This is a genomic window from Neisseria perflava (assembly GCF_002863305.2).
In the GTDB taxonomy this organism is placed as follows: Bacteria; Pseudomonadota; Gammaproteobacteria; order Burkholderiales; family Neisseriaceae; genus Neisseria; species Neisseria perflava_A.
Genome location: NZ_CP136962.1, coordinates 266,296 through 282,790 on the forward strand (window position 1 = coordinate 266,296; position 16,495 = coordinate 282,790).

Annotated in this window: 12 protein-coding genes; 4 read left to right on the forward strand and 8 right to left on the reverse strand. The window is 49.4% G+C overall.

All coding sequences use genetic code 11. The features are described 5' to 3' along the window. Positions 1–174 precede the first annotated feature (174 nt). The 3 genes from putP to CYJ98_RS01220 form a co-directional block, all read right to left on the reverse strand. Complete coding sequence (gene putP / locus CYJ98_RS01210; protein WP_101756123.1) at positions 175–1,701, reverse strand: sodium/proline symporter PutP; 1,527 nt, start codon at positions 1,699–1,701, stop codon at positions 175–177. 452 nt (positions 1,702–2,153) lie between these two features. Beyond that, positions 2,154–2,948 (reverse strand): formate/nitrite transporter family protein, encoded by a 795-nt coding sequence (locus tag CYJ98_RS01215; RefSeq protein ID WP_036493807.1) that lies wholly within the window; start codon positions 2,946–2,948, stop codon positions 2,154–2,156. Positions 2,949–3,146: 198 nt separating this feature from the next. Beyond that, positions 3,147–5,360 (reverse strand): RelA/SpoT family protein, encoded by a 2,214-nt coding sequence (locus tag CYJ98_RS01220; RefSeq protein ID WP_101756125.1) that lies wholly within the window; start codon positions 5,358–5,360, stop codon positions 3,147–3,149. An 88-nt stretch (positions 5,361–5,448) separates the two neighbouring features. Here CYJ98_RS01220 and CYJ98_RS01225 point away from each other — a divergent pair, with 88 nt between their 5' ends. Beyond that, on the forward strand, positions 5,449–6,159 hold the full coding sequence (locus tag CYJ98_RS01225) for a GrxB family glutaredoxin (protein WP_101756126.1): 711 nt from the start codon (positions 5,449–5,451) through the stop codon (positions 6,157–6,159). Positions 6,160–6,214: 55 nt separating this feature from the next. On the opposite strand, the gene CYJ98_RS01230 is transcribed toward CYJ98_RS01225, so the two are convergent. Genes CYJ98_RS01230 through CYJ98_RS01240 form a run of 3 tightly spaced genes read right to left on the reverse strand, consistent with a single transcriptional unit; the run spans position 6,215 to position 9,701 of the window. Then, on the reverse strand, positions 6,215–6,733 hold the full coding sequence (locus CYJ98_RS01230; protein ID WP_004520659.1) for a PqiC family protein: 519 nt from the start codon (positions 6,731–6,733) through the stop codon (positions 6,215–6,217). Next, positions 6,733–8,394, reverse strand: a complete 1,662-nt coding sequence (pqiB, locus tag CYJ98_RS01235) for an intermembrane transport protein PqiB (protein ID WP_101756127.1) — start codon at positions 8,392–8,394, stop codon at positions 6,733–6,735. The genes CYJ98_RS01230 and pqiB overlap by 1 nt, the downstream gene beginning before the upstream one ends. Further along, entirely contained in the window at positions 8,391–9,701 is a 1,311-nt protein-coding gene (locus CYJ98_RS01240; RefSeq protein WP_084824337.1) for a paraquat-inducible protein A, read from the reverse strand. The genes pqiB and CYJ98_RS01240 overlap by 4 nt, the downstream gene beginning before the upstream one ends. 396 nt (positions 9,702–10,097) lie before the next feature. Between CYJ98_RS01240 and CYJ98_RS01245 the strand changes: the two genes are divergently transcribed. After that, positions 10,098–10,721: a biliverdin-producing heme oxygenase gene (locus CYJ98_RS01245; protein WP_003747519.1), complete on the forward strand. Its 624-nt coding sequence runs from the start codon at positions 10,098–10,100 to the stop codon at positions 10,719–10,721. A gap of 171 nt (positions 10,722–10,892) precedes the next feature. Next, positions 10,893–13,265, forward strand: coding sequence for a TonB-dependent hemoglobin/transferrin/lactoferrin family receptor (locus CYJ98_RS01250; protein ID WP_101756128.1), 2,373 nt, complete (start codon positions 10,893–10,895; stop codon positions 13,263–13,265). Between the two features lie 77 nt (positions 13,266–13,342). On the opposite strand, the gene mnmC is transcribed toward CYJ98_RS01250, so the two are convergent. Further along, positions 13,343–14,953, reverse strand: coding sequence for an FAD-dependent 5-carboxymethylaminomethyl-2-thiouridine(34) oxidoreductase MnmC (gene mnmC, locus CYJ98_RS01255; RefSeq protein ID WP_101756129.1), 1,611 nt, complete (start codon positions 14,951–14,953; stop codon positions 13,343–13,345). 125 nt (positions 14,954–15,078) lie between these two features. Between mnmC and CYJ98_RS01260 the strand changes: the two genes are divergently transcribed. After that, positions 15,079–15,669, forward strand: coding sequence for a tyrosine-protein phosphatase (locus tag CYJ98_RS01260; RefSeq protein WP_101756130.1), 591 nt, complete (start codon positions 15,079–15,081; stop codon positions 15,667–15,669). A gap of 273 nt (positions 15,670–15,942) precedes the next feature. Here the strand turns inward: CYJ98_RS01260 and CYJ98_RS01265 are convergent, their stop codons facing one another. Then, complete coding sequence (locus CYJ98_RS01265) at positions 15,943–16,356, reverse strand: hypothetical protein (RefSeq protein ID WP_049331062.1); 414 nt, start codon at positions 16,354–16,356, stop codon at positions 15,943–15,945. Positions 16,357–16,495 lie beyond the last annotated feature (139 nt).

A 16,495-nucleotide genomic window follows, 5' to 3' on the forward strand; every position in this document is an offset into this window, starting at 1 on the left:
TAAAACAAGCATTCTGAAGGATAGTAATATCGTAATAAAATTATGATGCGGATACAAGATGCATCCGCATAAATTGCTGTTTTTTCTGACAAGGCTCAGATTATTTTGAAACAGTTTATTTCATAACACAGACAGACGGCCTGCACTGAATCATGCAGGCCGTCTGAAAACGTCTTATTTAGAGGCGCGGTATTCTGCGTCTGCTTTTTCAAAGCGTTCTTGCAATTCGCGTGAAGGTTTTTTGTCGATCAGGGACACCAAAACAATCACGAGTGTGCAAATGACAAAGCCAGGAACGATTTCATAGACAGTAGCGAAACCTGTTTCTTGTGCGGCCAAAGCAGGTTTTTTGATCCACTCGGCCCAAACTACTACAGTCAGTGCACCTGCAATCATGCCGGAGAGTGCGCCGTAGGCAGTAATGCGTTTCCACAGTACAGACAGGATAACAACCGGACCGAATGCGGCACCAAAACCTGCCCATGCATAAGCCACCAAGCCCAATACTTTGCTGTTAGGATCAGAAGCAATCAGGATGGAAATCACGGCAATCGCCAAAACCATCAGACGGCCAATCCATACCAACTCGGCTTGTTGTGCTTTTTTACGCAGGAAGCCTTTGTAGAAGTCTTCGGTAATCGCGCTGGAGCAAACCAACAATTGGCAGGACAGGGTGGACATTACGGCGGCGAGAATCGCGCTCAAGATGATACCGGCAATCCAAGGGTTGAAAAGCAGGGTGGCCAAAGCGATGAAGATACGTTCGTGGTTGCCGTTCATTTCATCAACGTGGGCAGGGTTGGCACCGAAGTAAGCGATACCGAAGTAGCCGACAGCCACGGCACCGGCCATACACAGAATCATCCAAGTCATACCGATACGGCGTGCAGAAACCAAAGATTTAGCGCTTTCAGCAGCCATGAAACGGGCCAAGATGTGCGGTTGGCCGAAATAGCCCAAGCCCCAAGCGGCGGTAGAGATAATGCCGATGAAAGTAGTACCGGCAAACAGGCTGCCGTATTCTTTACCGGTAGAAGCGGCAACTTGTTGGATGGCAGCGTTCATTTGATCTGCACCGCCCAAACCCAAGTACACCATGACAGGAGTCAGTACCAATGCAAAAATCATCAAAGAAGCTTGCAGGGTATCGGTCCAGCTTACTGCCAAGAAACCGCCCAAGAAAGTGTAGGCGATGGTCGCGCCGGCACCCAGCCACATGGCTTGAGTGTAAGACATACCGTGGAACAGGCTTTGGAACAGGGTAGCACCGGCTACGATGCCTGAAGCACAGTAAATAGTGAAGAAGAACAAGATAATCAGTGCAGAAACCACTTTCATCAAGTGACCGCCGGCACCGAAGCGGTGAAAGAAGTAATCAGGAAGCGTCAGCGCGTTGTTGGCGTATTCGGTATGTACGCGCAGACGGCCTGCAACCAAGAGCCAGTTGAGGTATGCACCCACAATCAGACCAATGGCAATCCAAGCTTCATTCAAACCGCTCAGGTAAATGGCACCGGGCAAACCCATCAAAAGCCAACCTGACATATCGGAAGCACCGGCAGACATCGCAGTCACGAACGGACCTAAGCTGCGGCCACCGAGAATGTAGTCGTCGAAGTTTCGTGTTGAAAAATAGGCGGCGAGGCCGATCAGTAATACGGCGACCAAATAGATCGCGAAAGTGATATACATGGGATTCATGTACTTATTCCTCATCTAACTTTTAAAACGGGTTTGAAATTGCAAGCAATTCATACCCAAACTTTTTTCTAATAAAAATACAGCTTAAAAATCCTGTTTTTTGCGAGAGAGACAGGATAAATTATTTTCAAATACAATAAAATACGAAATTTTAATGCATTAAATTGTAAATAATTTAAACCAGCATACCGTAAAAAGTCGCTTTTGCAAAGCGAAGAACTCAGCCTTTATTCGAAATTGATGCCGCCTTTTGGCTAAGTCATTTAAAAACATAAAAATATATAAATTTTTACCGATGATGACGAAGGAAAGTGTGTGAAACTATCTTTCCTGATGTTTTTTGGGGATTAAAGAGAAAAAGTAATTAAACGACTTGGACTTTCAGACGGCCTTGTGCAGAAACCCCGTATCTGTGTCGGGCAAATACGGGGTTTTTAGAAAAAAAGGCTACATTAAATAGAAAAATCGTCTTTTAGTAAGTGTTTGTAAGCAAAGAGATAAGAGGCTGCGACAAAGGATGACCCGCCCAGGACGTTGCCTAAGAAAACGGGAATCATGTTGTAGAAAAATTGACCCCAGCTGACGTTTGCGCCCGCCCAAATGCCGGCAGGAATGATGAACATATTGGCAACAAAGTGTTGAAAGCCGATTAATACGAAGATCATAACAGGGAACCACATGGCTAAGATTCGTCCTGAAGTATGGCGTGCGCCGAAGTAAAACCAGATGCCCATACACACCATCCAGTTACATGCGATGGCAGAAACGAATGCGCGGCCGAAGTCCATATTGACTTTAGCTTCGGCAATAGCAATGGTTTTCGCTGTGGCCGGCCCTTCGGCAAGGCCGACGTAGTGGCCGAGAAAATAGGCCATGGCAACGGCGCCTGCTAGATTGCCCAAGCTGACAATGAGCCAGTTGCGTACCAGTTTGTGGGTGCTGACGCGGCCGGTCAATCTGCCCAAAGCCATAATCATCATATTGCCTGTTGCCAACTCGCCGCCGCCGATTAAGATACAAATCAGTGCGATAGGGAACACGGATGCGCCCAAAAGGGCGGCCAGGCCGTTCCATTCGGCTGGAATGCCGCTGATGACGCGCAGGCAGGCAAGATAGCCGAAGCCGACATAACCGCCGCCCAAGAAACTCAAAATCACCAACATCTTGATGCTGAATTCAGATTTGGCGCAACTTTTGCCGATGGCGTCCTGCAAAATTTCATGAGGGAACAGGTCTCGTGTGTCCATGAAGTTTCCTTAAGGTTAATATAAGAATAAAAATATCTTTCTTTATCATGCAGATGGCGAGTTTGCCTGAGAATATGGCGGACAGGAAATAACGGCTGATTGTAAGGATAGAAGCGTAGGTTATATATTGGCAGCCGATGTGTGAAAGGCCGTCTGAAAGCAATACTTTCAGACGGCCTTTAGATGGGGGAATGGGAATTATAAGCGCGTTACGCTTAAAACGCCTTTGATGTCGCCCAAGCTGGCTAATACGCGCGGCAGGTCGTTGACTTGGCGGACTTCAAGGGTAAAGCGCATACTGGCTTCCAAATCGCGCGATTGGGTTTGCACCGCGGTAACGTTGAGTTTATGACGCGCCAGCGCATCCGAAACGTCGCGCAGCAAACCGGAGCGGTCTTGAGCGCGGATTTCGACATCGACGGCAAATACTTGTCCTTCTTGCAAGGCTGCCCAGCTTGCATTCAACACTTTTTCCGGAGCCTGCTCGGCAAGGTGGCGGAAAGAAGGGCAGGTATTGCGGTGGACGGAAATACCGCGGTCGCGCGTAACAAAGCCCACAATATCGTCAGGAGGTGCCGGTTTGCAGCATTTGGCAAGCGTGGTCATCAGGCCGTCTTCGCCGTCAATCAAAATGCCGTTTTTGCCGCCTTTTTTGATTTTGGACTGCTTAACGATATTGGTTTCATCAATCGGCACAGGAGGCGGCTCATTCAGTGCGCCGCAGGCTTTGTGGATGGCGCGGTTGGAAACTTCGCCCTGACCGATGGCCGTATAGAGTTCGTCAGTTTTTTTGAAGCCGAGTTTTTCCGCCAATGCTTGCAGATTAGGTTTGGGGAAGATTTTTGACAACTGTTTGTCCAACTGGGCGCGGCCTTCTTCGCGCACGGTATCCGCATTTTGCTGGCGGATGTAGGCACGGATTTTGCTGATGGCGCGGTTGGATTTGACCCAGCCTTCGTAGAGCCAGTTGACGGAAGGATTTCCCTCTTTGGCGGTAATGATTTCAACGCGTTGACCGTTTTCCAAAGGCGTTGACAGCGGTACGATTTGTCCTTCGACTTTTGCGCCGCGGCAACGGTCGCCCACGCTGCTGTGCAGGGCATAGGCAAAGTCGATGGGGGTGGCGCCCGTAGGCAGGGAGAGGACTTTGCCGTGAGGGGTCAAAACATAAATCGTATCGTTGAACAGCTCAGTTTTAAAGGCTGCAGCAAGGTCTTCTTTGCCGCTTTCGGCCATGTTTTCACGCCAGTCTAAGAGTTGGCGCAACCAGGCGATTTTCTGTTCGTAGGCGGAATCGCCCTTGCCGCCTTCTTTATAACGCCAGTGGGCGGCGACACCGAATTCGTTGAATTGGTGCATGTCGAAGGTGCGGATTTGGACTTCCACGCCTTTGTCTTCCGGGCCGACGATGACGGTATGCAAACTTTTATAGCCGTTGCCTTTCGGGTTGGCGATATAGTCGTCAAACTCGCCCGGAATCGGCTGCCAGAGGCTGTGGACAATGCCCAACGTGGTGTAACACTCGGGAATGGTGTCCACCAAAATCCGTACGGCACGGATGTCGAACAAGCCATCGAAAGTGAGCTTTTTCTTCACCATTTTTTTGTAAATGGAGTAGATGTGCTTCGGTCTTCCGGCAACTTCAAAATGAATATTGTATTTTTTCAGTTCCGTACGCAGGATATTGAGGAAATTTTCGATGTATTCGAGGCGCTCGGTGCGTTTTTCGTCCAAAAGCAGGGCGATTTCACGGTATTTTTCCGGCTCTTGATGGCGGAAGCCCAAATCTTCGAGCTGCCATTTGAGTTGCCACACGCCCAAGCGGTTGGCGAGCGGGGCAAAAATGTCGAGGGTTTCTTTGGCAACGGCGCGTTTTTCAGGATTGTCGGGAACGTTGCTTAAGAATTGCAGGGTGCGCGTACGCATGGCCAGTTTGATCAGGACGACGCGGATGTCGGTAACCATCGCCAACAGCATTTTACGCATGGTTTCGGCCTGTTGGCTGCGTTCTTCCGGTGTGGCAAGGCTGTCCACGCGGGCGAATTGGGTCAGTTTCTGCACTTCGTCCACACCTTTGACCAGTTCGCAAACGGTGCTGTTGCAGCGTTCGGTAACCAATTCGTGCCAAGTGGGAACGTATTTGCCGATGTCGGACAAAATCGTAGCGGCCACGGCATCAGGCAAGAGGTCGAGTTCGCTGACGATTTGCATCGAGCCGAGAAAATGTTCCAGCAATGGCTCGCCGTAAGTCGTTAGTGCATCGGCGGGGTAATGTTCTTTAGCTAAGTCAAAGGCCGTCTGAATCAGGTTTTTATCGGAATCGGGCAGCGCGGCAACATAGCCGTCGAACCAAGCGAGGAGGCCTTCCAGCGTTGCACTCGATGTTTGGGGCGTTTGGCGAATAGTGGTCATGGCGTGCGTTTTTTTCTTTTTGATAAAAACGTTGCCATTGTAACAGTTTATTGCCGGCAGCCCTAGATTTGTATGCGAATGTGGCACTATGTTTCAGAACACCTTGTTTCAGACGGCCTTGGGTGTTATGGTTAACCGTTTTGAAATTTTAAGGAGCATTTCGATGAAACTGTATATTTACGACCATTGCCCGTTTTGCGTCCGTGCGCGGATGATTTTCGGCTTGCGCGATGTAGCGGTGGAAGAGGTCGTTTTAGCAAACGATGACGAAGCTACGCCGATTGGCATGATTGGCTCAAAACAAGTGCCGATTTTGCAAAAAGAAGACGGTTCGTTTATGGGTGAGAGTTTGGATATTGTCCGTTACATCGATCAAGGCCGTCTGAAAGAAGAGGTTCGTCCCGAGGTTCAGGCTTGGTTGGATAAAGTGGGCGAATACAATAACAAATTGGTACAGCCGCGCATGGTTAAAATCGGCCTGCCCGAATTTGAGACCGATGAAGCGAAAAAATACTTTATCGACAAAAAAGAGAAAAGTATCGGCAATTTCGAGACTAATCTGAATAAAACGGCACAATATCTGGAGCGTCTGCATCAAGACTTGGCAGAACTGGAAGCGCTGGTGTGCGAAGGCGAGGGCTTGGGTGGAGAAATTAGTTTGGAAGATATCCTGACGTTCCCTATTTTGCGCAACCTGACCGTTGTGCGCGGTATTCAATGGCCGCAAAAATTGATGGATTATTTGTTGGCGATGAGCGAGCGTTCCGGCGTGGCTTTGTATTTTGACCGCGCGTTGTAATGAATGTTTGAAACATAAAAAAGGCCGTCTGAAAGTTTTTCAGACGGCCTTTGGTTTAATAGGCAATCGTATCGGCAACCTGTGACAAACCGTTTTCCAATGATTCAAGCATGGCGGTATAGCCGTCGCCTTGTTGCGGCGTAATGGCGTTAAACGGTTTGCTGCGTCCGTCCGGCCATTGTGCATAACCGCTGATGGTGGTCTGCCCCTGATAGCTGCCTTGGAAGGCTTCGATATAGACTTTCAGGGTTTGGCTGCTTTGGCTGCGTGAAGCAGGCACAAAGGTGCGATGCGGATTGAGGCGGTTGAGCTTGTTGCTGAGGTTTGCTGCCAACGCGCCATCGAGTGGTGCTGCCCAAAGGTGGTTTTTCGCCAGATTCACATGATAGGCGTCGGTTTGGTAAACAAGGCCGCCGTTGGCAAGCGGTTCGGCAAGATTGACTTTAACCGCGATTTCGTTGCCTTGTGCAGCCGGACGGATGTATTGGCTGTCGGGTAGGACGAAATATTGTGTGCTTTGCGCGGTGCCGCAGGCGGCAAGCGTCAGGGCGGCGGCAATCGGGAAGAGGCGCATTATCGGCTTCCTTTCGGGATAGGGTCTTTGCTGCTGCTGTTGAAAATCAGCGCATTGGGTTTTTCTTTCAAAGTATTAATCACGGGTTGAACGTCTCTGAGGGTCTTGTCCAAACTTTGCAGCGTATTTTGTACATCGCCGTAGATAGGCGATTGCGGCGATACACCTTGCAGGGTTTGACGCAACTCTTTCAGGGTTTGGTTCAGCTCGTTCGGAATGTTTTGCGTTTGCGGTTTGCCGACCAGTTTGTCAATAGAGCTTAAAGCGGCATTGGCGGATTTGAGTGTGGACTTGAGTTCGGCAAGTGAGCCGTTCAAGCCGGCAACGGTTTTATCCAATGGCAGATTGTTGAACTTGTCTAACAAGTCGGCCACTTTTGCCTGCAAATCGTCCAAACCGCCGCCTTGGGTTGCGATAACGGTATCGCCGGCATAAACGGTATGCGGTCGCAGCTTGGGCGAGGCGGAAGGCTGATCGTTCAACTCAATCATTTTGCTGCCGGTCAGCAGGTTGTTGCTGGAGATGGTGGCAGTCAGACCTTTGTTTAAGGCCGTCTGAAATTGTTGTTTCCAATGCTCTTTGCTTTGCTCGTCGGCATTGATTTCCAAACGGGAAGGCTCAATGCGGATGCGCACGGGAATCCAGCCGTTTTCAAACAAATGCAGGCTGTCGTTGCGGTCGAAATAAGGAACATCGGAAACCACGCCGACATTAAGCCCTTTATATTCGACGGGCGAACCGGCAGTCAGTCCGCGTACGGATTGTTTGAAAAACGCAGTGTAATACAGCGAGCGCTCGTCAGGCAGGTTGGCAACTTCGCTGCGGCTGTCATAAAGCGTGAAGCTGTCTTCGCTTTTGACGTTTTTACTGTTTTTGGTTTTCGGCGAATCAAACGAAATCGCGCCCGACAGCAGGGCAGGCAGAGGGGCGGAGTTGAGTTTGACGCCGCTGCCTGTGGTTTCGATATTGATGCCGTTCTCCAACCAGAAACGGCTTTCCGAATTAATCAGTTTGTCGTTGGGGCTTTGGATGAAAATGGTGTAATGCACGCTTTGGTCGGACGGGTCGAAATGCGCGCTTTCTACTTGACCGACCATAAAGTTTTCATACAAAACAGGGCTGCTGACGTTGAGGATGCGGTCGTTTTTGCCGATCAAATTCAGGCGCAGGCCGCTTTGGCCGATGGCGGCAATCGGTGGAATGTCCTGCACGACAAACACATCTTGGGTTTCTTGGCTTTTGCCCGGTGTAAATGCAATATATGAACCGGAAAGCAAAGTGCCCAAGCCGGTAACGCCGCTTTGGTCGATACGCGGTTTGACCACCCAAAATTGGGTATCGCTGCGGATAAGGTCTTTGGCATCGGCGCTGAGCTGCGCAGTGACTTCCACGCCTTTTTGGTCGTCGCGCAATTTGATGCGGGTAACGCGTCCGACATCGACATTCAACACTTTAATAACGGTGTTGTTGACTTCGATGCCTTCCGCGCTGTCCATCAACAGTGTAACGACAGGGCCGCGGTTGCGGATGTCTTTAACCAAAAGCCAGCCGCCGGCAATCAGCGCAATCAGCGGAATCAGCCACACGACAGACGTGAAGACATTGGTTTTCTTGACACGCGCCGGTGCGTGATAATTGGGTGAAGAATCGTGTTTTTTCATTGTGTTAAGGTCTGGTCAGAATCAAGGCCGTCTGAAAGCTGCTGTTGCTTGTCCCAAATCAGACGGGGATCGAAATAATAGGCAGAAAGCATGGTCAAAATAACGACCAGGCAGAAGTAAATCGCTGCACCACCCGGCACGACGCGTGCCATATTGGTGTGGAACGAACTCATCAAAAGAATAATCACAAAAATATCAATCATCGACCAGCGGCCGATGGATTCGGTAATCCGATACAAAACCGACATTTTGTCCGCGCTCATCACAGGTTTGAAGTATGCGGAATAAATCAAAACCGCCATCGCAATAATCTTCAAAACCGGCAGCATAATACTGGCACTAAAGATAATCACGGCAATCAACCGGTCGCCTTCGTCCCACATATAAACAATGCCGTTGAAAATCGTATTGATCTCCAAAGCCGTCGGGTTGGACGAAATCATAATCGGCAGGATGTTGGCAGGGAAATACAGGATAAACGCCGCCACTAAAAACGCCAGCGAAATGCTCAGGCTTTTCGGGCGGCGGCGGTATAAGTCTGCGCCGCATACGCCGCAAGGCTGCTCGTCTTTATTGCGGAAATACAGGCAGCGGCTGCAACAGATTTTGTCTTCAGAGGCCGTCTGAACCGCATGGCCGCCGGTTAAACGGTGAATCTTATAATAAACCCAATGCTGCGGAATCGATACCGAAGTCCGAATCAGCATGACCGACAGCGGAAACATCAGATAAAACGCCGAGCCGAACTCTACCGTAGCAACGGACGAGAGCTTGATATACGCCACCAAAGTGGAGATGAAAAACACATCCACCATAATCCAATGACGCAGCCGCACCAATACACGCGTCGCAAAGCGCAGCGCAGGGTAGGCCTTTTCGCGTATCAAAGCCGTATAAACATACAGGCAGAGCAGTAAAAACAGTAAAGGCGCACCGAAAGTAAGGATAAACATCACTTCCGCCAGAAAACCATAATCCAGCGAAATCAAAAGCCGCATCATTTGCGGCAACGACAAAATCGATGTCACGCCGAACAAATCGACGCGGATATACACCATATTGTACGCAAACGCCATCAGAATCAAGGTTGTCAGCGCATAGGCGATCGGCGCGATATACGGATTGTTTTCCACCTCTACGATTTCATGGTTGCATACCGGACAATGCGCTTCCTGCCCCTGACGCAGGCGCGGAATATCCATACGGCAGCCGCAATCGGGGCATTCCACCGTATGTGCAGGCAGCGTCGCATCAGGAAGATAAGACTTGTAGCGCCACCAGCGATGGTAGGCAGGAATCCGTTTCATGGTTCGGCAGGGGGTAAAGAAGGTGCAAAGAGTGTCGCATTATAAATGAAAACAGCAGGATAGCACAAATTTAGCAGATATTTGGTTGAATGGCGGCTGCTTCATAAGAAGGCCGTCTGAAAAGGCAGCAAAGGTTTCAGAAGACGCTGGCTATGGGCCGTTAGATTTTATTAATAAGACCCAATTGAGTTTATTGCCATTGAAATAAAAATGATATATATTCTAATTATAAAAAATGATGAGACTTATTGAATTGCAAAAGGCACGCCAACACTGAGCCGGAAGCATTTAAAAAGTTACATTCTTTATTTTTAAAACGATTTTTTCAAAGAAGACGGCATTTCAAAACAATAGAGGCCGTCTGAAGCCGTTTGCCCCCTATTCAAAGGAAACATCATGAGTGAAACACAAGAGCTGACTTTCGCCAAACGCTTGAAAGAGCAAACCACAGTTACACACGACAGCGTTGATAACTTGGTTATGTTTGTCCAGCCTTTCGTCAGCAAAGAAAACTACATCAAATTTTTGAAACTCCAATCAGTTTTCCACAAAGCTGTCGATCACATCTATAAAGATGCCGAATTGAACAAAGCCATTCCCGAACTCGAATACATGGCGCGTTACGATGCCGTAACCCAAGACCTAAAAGACTTGGGCGAAGAGCCTTACAAATTCGACAAAGAATTGCCGCATGAAACAGGCAATAAAGCCATCGGCTGGCTCTATTGCGCCGAAGGTTCAAATTTGGGTGCCGCTTTCTTGTTCAAACACGCTCAAAAACTCGAATACAACGGCGAACACGGCGCACGCCACCTGGCCCCGCATCCCAACGGCCGCGGCAAACACTGGCGCGCCTTCGTCGAGCACCTGAATGCCCTGAACTTAACTCCGGAAGCAGAAGCAGAAGCCATTCAAGGCGCGCAGGAAGCATTTGCCTTCTATAAAGTGATTCTGCGTGAAACCTTCGGTTTGCCGGAAGGCACAGAAGCCCCCGAAGGCATGACGCCGCACAGACACTAAAAATAATGAAAAAAAAACAAGGTCTCGACATGGATGTTTGCAGAGACCTTTAATTACACGACACAGATTTATTTGTACGGGTTGCTGTCTTATTAAATATTAATGATTATCAGAAAATTTATTATGCATTAACTGATGGATGAACAATCCATTACACCTTGAGTTGATAATATGAAACCATTACAAATGCTCCCTATTGCCGCGCTGGTCGGCAGTATTTTCGGCAATCCAGTCTTGGCAGCGGATGAAGCTGCAACTGAAACCACACCCGTTAAAGCAGAGATAAAAGAAGTCCGCGTTAAAGGCCAGCGCAATGCGCCTGCAGCCGTGGAACGTGTCAACCTTGGCCGTATCCAACAAGAAATGGTACGCGACAACAAAGACTTGGTACGTTATTCCACCGACGTCGGCCTGAGCGACAGTGGCCGCCATCAAAAAGGCTTTGCTGTGCGCGGCGTGGAAGGCAACCGTGTCGGTGTCAGCATTGACGGCGTGAGCCTGCCTGATTCGGAAGAAAACTCACTGTATGCCCGTTATGGCAACTTCAACAGTTCGCGTCTGTCTATCGACCCTGAACTCGTGCGCAACATTGAAATCGTGAAGGGCGCAGACTCTTTTAATACCGGTAGCGGTGCCTTGGGTGGCGGCGTGAATTACCAAACCCTGCAAGGTCATGATTTGCTGTTGCCTGAGCGTCAGTTCGGCGTGATGATGAAAAACGGTTACAGCAGCCGCAACCGCGAATGGACAAATACACTCGGTTTCGGCGTGAGCAACGACCGCGTGGATGCCGCTTTGCTGTATTCGCAACGTCGCGGCCATGAGACCGAAAGCGCGGGCGAGCGTGGCTATCCGGTAGAGGGTGCCGGAAGCGGAGCGAATATCCGTGGTTCTGCGCGCGGTATTCCTGATCCGTCCAAACATAAATACCACAGCTTCTTGGGTAAGATTGCTTATCAAATCAACGACAACCACCGTATCGGCGCATCGCTCAACGGTCAGCAGGGCCACAATTACACGACTGAAGAGTCTTATAACCTGACCGCTTCTTCTTGGCGCGAAGCCGACGATGTCAACAGACGGCGCAATGCCAACCTGTTTTACGAGTGGACGCCCGATTCGAATTGGTTGTCGTTGTTGAAAGCGGACTTCGATTATCAGAAAACCAAAGTGGCGGCAGTTAACTACAAAGGCTCGTTCCCGATGGATTATTCCACCTGGACGCGCAACTACAACCAGAAGGATTTGGACGAAATCTACAACCGCAGCATGGATACAACCTTCAAACGCATTACGCTGCGTATGGACAGCCAGCCGTTGCAACTGGGCGGGCAACACCGCCTGTCGTTTAAAACATTTGCCAGCCAACGTGAGTTTGAAAACTTAAACCGCGACGATTACTACTTCAGCGGCCGTATTTTGCGCACGACCAGCACGATTCAGCATCCGGTGAAAACCAACAACTACGGTTTCTCGCTGTCTGACCAAATCCAATGGAACGACGTGTTCAGCAGCCGCGCAGGTATCCGTTACGACTACACCAAAATGACGCCGCAGCAACTGAATGCCGAGTGTCATGCTTGTGACAAAACACCACCTGCAGCCAACACTTATAAAGGCTGGAGCGGTTTTGTCGGCTTGGCTGCACAGCTGAGTCAGACATGGCGTTTGGGTTACGATGTAACTTCCGGTTTCCGCGTGCCGAATGCGTCTGAAGTGTATTTCACTTACAACCACGGCTCAGGTACCTGGTTGCCTAATCCGAACCTGAAAGCCGAGCGCAGCACCACCCATACCCTTTCTCTGCAAGGCCGCAGCGAAAAAGGTACTTTGGATGCCAACCTGTATCAAAGCAATTACCGCAACTTCTTGTCTGAAGAGCAGAAGCTGACCACCAGTGGCGATGTCGGCTGTACTCAGATGAATTACTACTATGGTATTTGTAGCAATCCTTATTCCGAAAAACTGGAATGGCAGATGCAAAACATCGACAAGGCCCGAATCCGTGGTCTTGAGCTGACAGGCCGTCTGAATTTGGGACAAGTGGTTTCTTTCGTACCTGAAGGCTGGAAACTGTTTGGTTCTGTCGGCTACGCGAAGAGCAAACTGTCTGGCAACAACAGCCTGTTGTCCACTCAGCCTCTGAAAGTGATTGCCGGTGTCGATTACGAGAGCCCGAGCGAAAAATGGGGTGTATTCTCCCGCCTGACTTATTTGGGTGCGAAAAAAGCCAAAGATGCGCAGTACACCGTGTTTGAAAACACCGGTTGGGGTACGCCTTTGCAAGAAAAAGTAGTAGATTATCCATGGCTGAACAAATCGGCTTATGTGTTTGATATGTACGGCTTCTACAAACCGGCTAAAAACCTGACTTTGCGTGCCGGTGTGTACAATATGTTCAACCGCAAATACACCACTTGGGACTCCCTGCGCGGCCTGTACAGCTACAGCACCACCAACGGGGTTGACCGCGATGGCAAAGGCTTAGACCGCTATCGCGCCCCAGGCCGCAATTACGCTGTATCGCTGGAATGGAAATTCTAAGCAGTTAACGGATAGCTAAAGGCCGTCTGAAAGTTTTGATGACTTTCAGACGGCCTTTTTTATTTAAAACGAAATCTTTAAACGGATAACAACGGCTGCTGCCGAACAATCGCGCGGATGATGGCGCGGTTGGGGTGTAGCGTGGTTCTCAGCCTTTGCGATAGCGGATGGGGCAAGCCGAGTATTTCGGCCGCAATGGTGGCGGCGCAGATGGGGGCTGTCGCCAGTCCGCGCGTGCCGTGTGCCGTATTGATGTAGGCATTGGGCAGGTAAGGGCAGGGGATATTGTCGAGGCGGTAGTTTTTGTCCAATGCCAGTTTGGCGTAGGCGGACTGCATGGCGGCGATGTCGCCGAGTGCGCCGACAACGGGCAAGTGGTCTAGGCTGTCGCAACGTAGGGCGGCATGGCCTTGTGTGTCTTGAAGGCCGTCTGAAAACGAATCTTGCTCAAATAGGGATTGTGCCAATGGGGGATTGAGCTGTTGCAGAGCGGCGCGGTTTTCGGTTTCTTCGTGCGGATACCAAGTTTCATCGTTGCTGTTGAGCACAAATGTCGCGCCGTAGCAGTGGCGGCCTTGCCAGCTCGGGCTGATGTAGCTTTCGCCGGAAATGGCGCAACGCAGTTTTTGTGAAAACGGGCTGGCGGATACAACGCCGGTTTGTCCGCGGATTTGGCGGAAAGGCAGGGCGGAGACGTTGGTGTCGGCGGCAGTCGGGCTGTGCGCGCCCATGCAGTAAACAATATGGCTGGCGTTGAAATGCGTGTCCGGCGTGTGTGCCGTCCATTGTGTGCCATCATGCGATACGGCGGTCAGTGGCGAGTGTTCGTGCAACTCGATCAGTGGATGATTTAATAATGTATGTACGACGGCGGGCGGATTCAGCCATACGCCTTGCGGCCAGTAAAGGCCGTCTGAAAATACGTCTATGCCTGCGATGGATGCAGCCTCTTCGGCAGATACGCTGCGGTAGAGGTGTTTATGCTGGTGTTGCAAACCCAAGGCCTGATTGCGTTTGCGTTCGCTGCCGTCAAAATTTAAATGCAATACGCCGTCGCCGCCCCATACGTCGGAATCAGGCAGCAAGTCTTCCAACAATCGGCGCGTGTAGCCGTAGCCTGTCAGCAACAGCTCGGTTTGTTCGGTATCGTGTGGCGATATTTTGGCGTAGAGCAAGCCTTGGCGGTTGCCGCTGCCTGCCTGCGCCGCTTTGCCTGCTTCCAAAACCGTAACGCGTACGCCGTGTTCAGCCAGTTTACGCGCGGTTGCCGCGCCGGCAATGCCTGCGCCGATAATCAGGACGTGTTCGGGCGCGGCTTGATGTTCAGGCCGTCTGAACCAAGGTTTTAGGGGAGTTGGGGCGGATTGGGGTATGGCTTCGGTTTGCCATTCGATATGATGGAAATGTTCGTGTAAGCGGTCGGCGCGGTGTGGCGGCACCAGCCAGAGATGCACATCAGGCAATAGGTTTTCTAAAACATTGACGCTGTTGAACTGAAGACATTTCATGGCTTGAGCGAGACGGTTGTTCAGACGGCCTTCAAGCTCGGAGGGATGATTTGACAGCGGAAAATCGGGAATATGGTTTTCAGGCAGACAGACAATCAAATAAAGCGGCGCGGTATGTTGTTCGATAGCGTGGCAAAGGGCAGCAAGGGAAGGCGTGGTGTTCCAAGCAAGGCAGGTCATGATGAAAGGCCGTCTGAAAAAAGAGGCTTTATTGTAACGCGGTTTGCGCGGATAGAATATCCGAACGGGTTTTGATAGAATCGCATGATATTTTGATTTTCAATTGATTTTCATACAGGAATTTTATGCGCCGTCTTTTATTGTGCCTTCTCGCTTCCGGCTTGCCCATCGCTTGTTCGTCCGCACCGACGGATAACGGCAGCAAAGCCGTTCAGTCCGAACGCTGGGCAACGCCCGTCAAACACGATGCCAACCTTTATCGTATCGACGACAAGCTTTACCGCAGCGAGCAGCCTGTTGCCGAAGATGGGGAAGCCATCGTCAAACTGGGCATTCAAAGCGTGATCAACTTGCGCTTTTTCGACCGCAACGATGACGACCATTTGAAGGCGTATGGTTTAACCTTGCTAAACCGTCCGTTGCTGTCATGGAGCATTAAGCCGAAAGAGATTGCGGAAATCCTATACCTGATTGAAAAACAACAGCAAAATGGCGCGGTACTTATCCATTGTTATCACGGCGCGGACCGCACTGGTTTGATTGCCGGAATGTACCGCATCATCTATCAAGGCTGGCCGGTGGAAGAAGCAAAAGCCGAAATGCAACATGGTCCTTACGGTTATCACAGCATTTGGAAAAACATTGCCAAGCTGTTTACCGAAGAGAAAGTCAAGCAGGTTAAAACGCATTTGGAAGCCTTGCGCAAACGCGGTTGACGCCAAGATTCAAAACATAGAAGTTCAAGCCTGTTTTCATCCCGACCAACTTGGCCTTCACTCCCTATAAAGCCAATTTCTCCCCCACTACCGTCCTGGGCAAAGGCCTGACAAGCTAGAGAATATTCCTCATCGTTGTTAGAAAACTGCACCTCTCTAATGTGATCATAAAAGTAAATATCACACTCATCTAAAAGTAATCTTTTTAAATGCTGATTATTTCTGATTATTTGTAGCCTATCCATCTTTATCCCTCTCCAATATTTGGAATTGTCAGTGAATGATGACTTTGATATGATAGTTTTTCGTTTCATTTTTTAGATTTCTGACAAGCTTATCATTCTCTTTTGATTGGCCAAAGAAAAAGGCCAGAGCTTTTCCGTTCTTTTGTTGGATACTCAAAAAATATCTAGCTCCATTCAATTTAACACTTGGAATAAAATGGACCTCAATCTTTTTAATATTATTCAGTGGTATAATTCGCTTTCTAAAAACATAAGCATTATGGATATAAAATCTTCCCTTAGCAATATGAAATGGGGCAAAAAAGTTTCCACCACTTTGACGCACAATGATATAACGGCGCCATAGAATCAGTAAAAGAAGGAAGGACACAAAGTAAATAGCAAAAGTCAAAACCGAGCTTTTCATCATCGATTTTATCCCAATCAAAAAATAATCTATCATAATCAAACCGCCTTTTTGCCTTATTTATACCACTTTTATTGAGCAACTAGTTTTATGGACATAGTATCTCAAAACATATGACTTTGCCTGTTCGTAAAACCCCTTCAATACGAGAATTTCTTCCATTTTCTTTATCTTC

Coding starts and splice junctions, on each gene's coding strand:
- putP (WP_101756123.1), bottom strand. CDS start 1,701: ATGAATCCCATGTATATCACTTTCGCGATCTATTTGGTCGCCGTATTA.
- CYJ98_RS01215 (WP_036493807.1), bottom strand. CDS start 2,948: ATGGACACACGAGACCTGTTCCCTCATGAAATTTTGCAGGACGCCATC.
- CYJ98_RS01220 (WP_101756125.1), bottom strand. CDS start 5,360: ATGACCACTATTCGCCAAACGCCCCAAACATCGAGTGCAACGCTGGAA.
- CYJ98_RS01225 (WP_101756126.1), top strand. CDS start 5,449: ATGTTTCAGAACACCTTGTTTCAGACGGCCTTGGGTGTTATGGTTAAC.
- CYJ98_RS01230 (WP_004520659.1), bottom strand. CDS start 6,733: ATGCGCCTCTTCCCGATTGCCGCCGCCCTGACGCTTGCCGCCTGCGGC.
- pqiB (WP_101756127.1), bottom strand. CDS start 8,394: ATGAAAAAACACGATTCTTCACCCAATTATCACGCACCGGCGCGTGTC.
- CYJ98_RS01240 (WP_084824337.1), bottom strand. CDS start 9,701: ATGAAACGGATTCCTGCCTACCATCGCTGGTGGCGCTACAAGTCTTAT.
- CYJ98_RS01245 (WP_003747519.1), top strand. CDS start 10,098: ATGAGTGAAACACAAGAGCTGACTTTCGCCAAACGCTTGAAAGAGCAA.
- CYJ98_RS01250 (WP_101756128.1), top strand. CDS start 10,893: ATGAAACCATTACAAATGCTCCCTATTGCCGCGCTGGTCGGCAGTATT.
- mnmC (WP_101756129.1), bottom strand. CDS start 14,953: ATGACCTGCCTTGCTTGGAACACCACGCCTTCCCTTGCTGCCCTTTGC.
- CYJ98_RS01260 (WP_101756130.1), top strand. CDS start 15,079: ATGCGCCGTCTTTTATTGTGCCTTCTCGCTTCCGGCTTGCCCATCGCT.
- CYJ98_RS01265 (WP_049331062.1), bottom strand. CDS start 16,356: ATGATAGATTATTTTTTGATTGGGATAAAATCGATGATGAAAAGCTCG.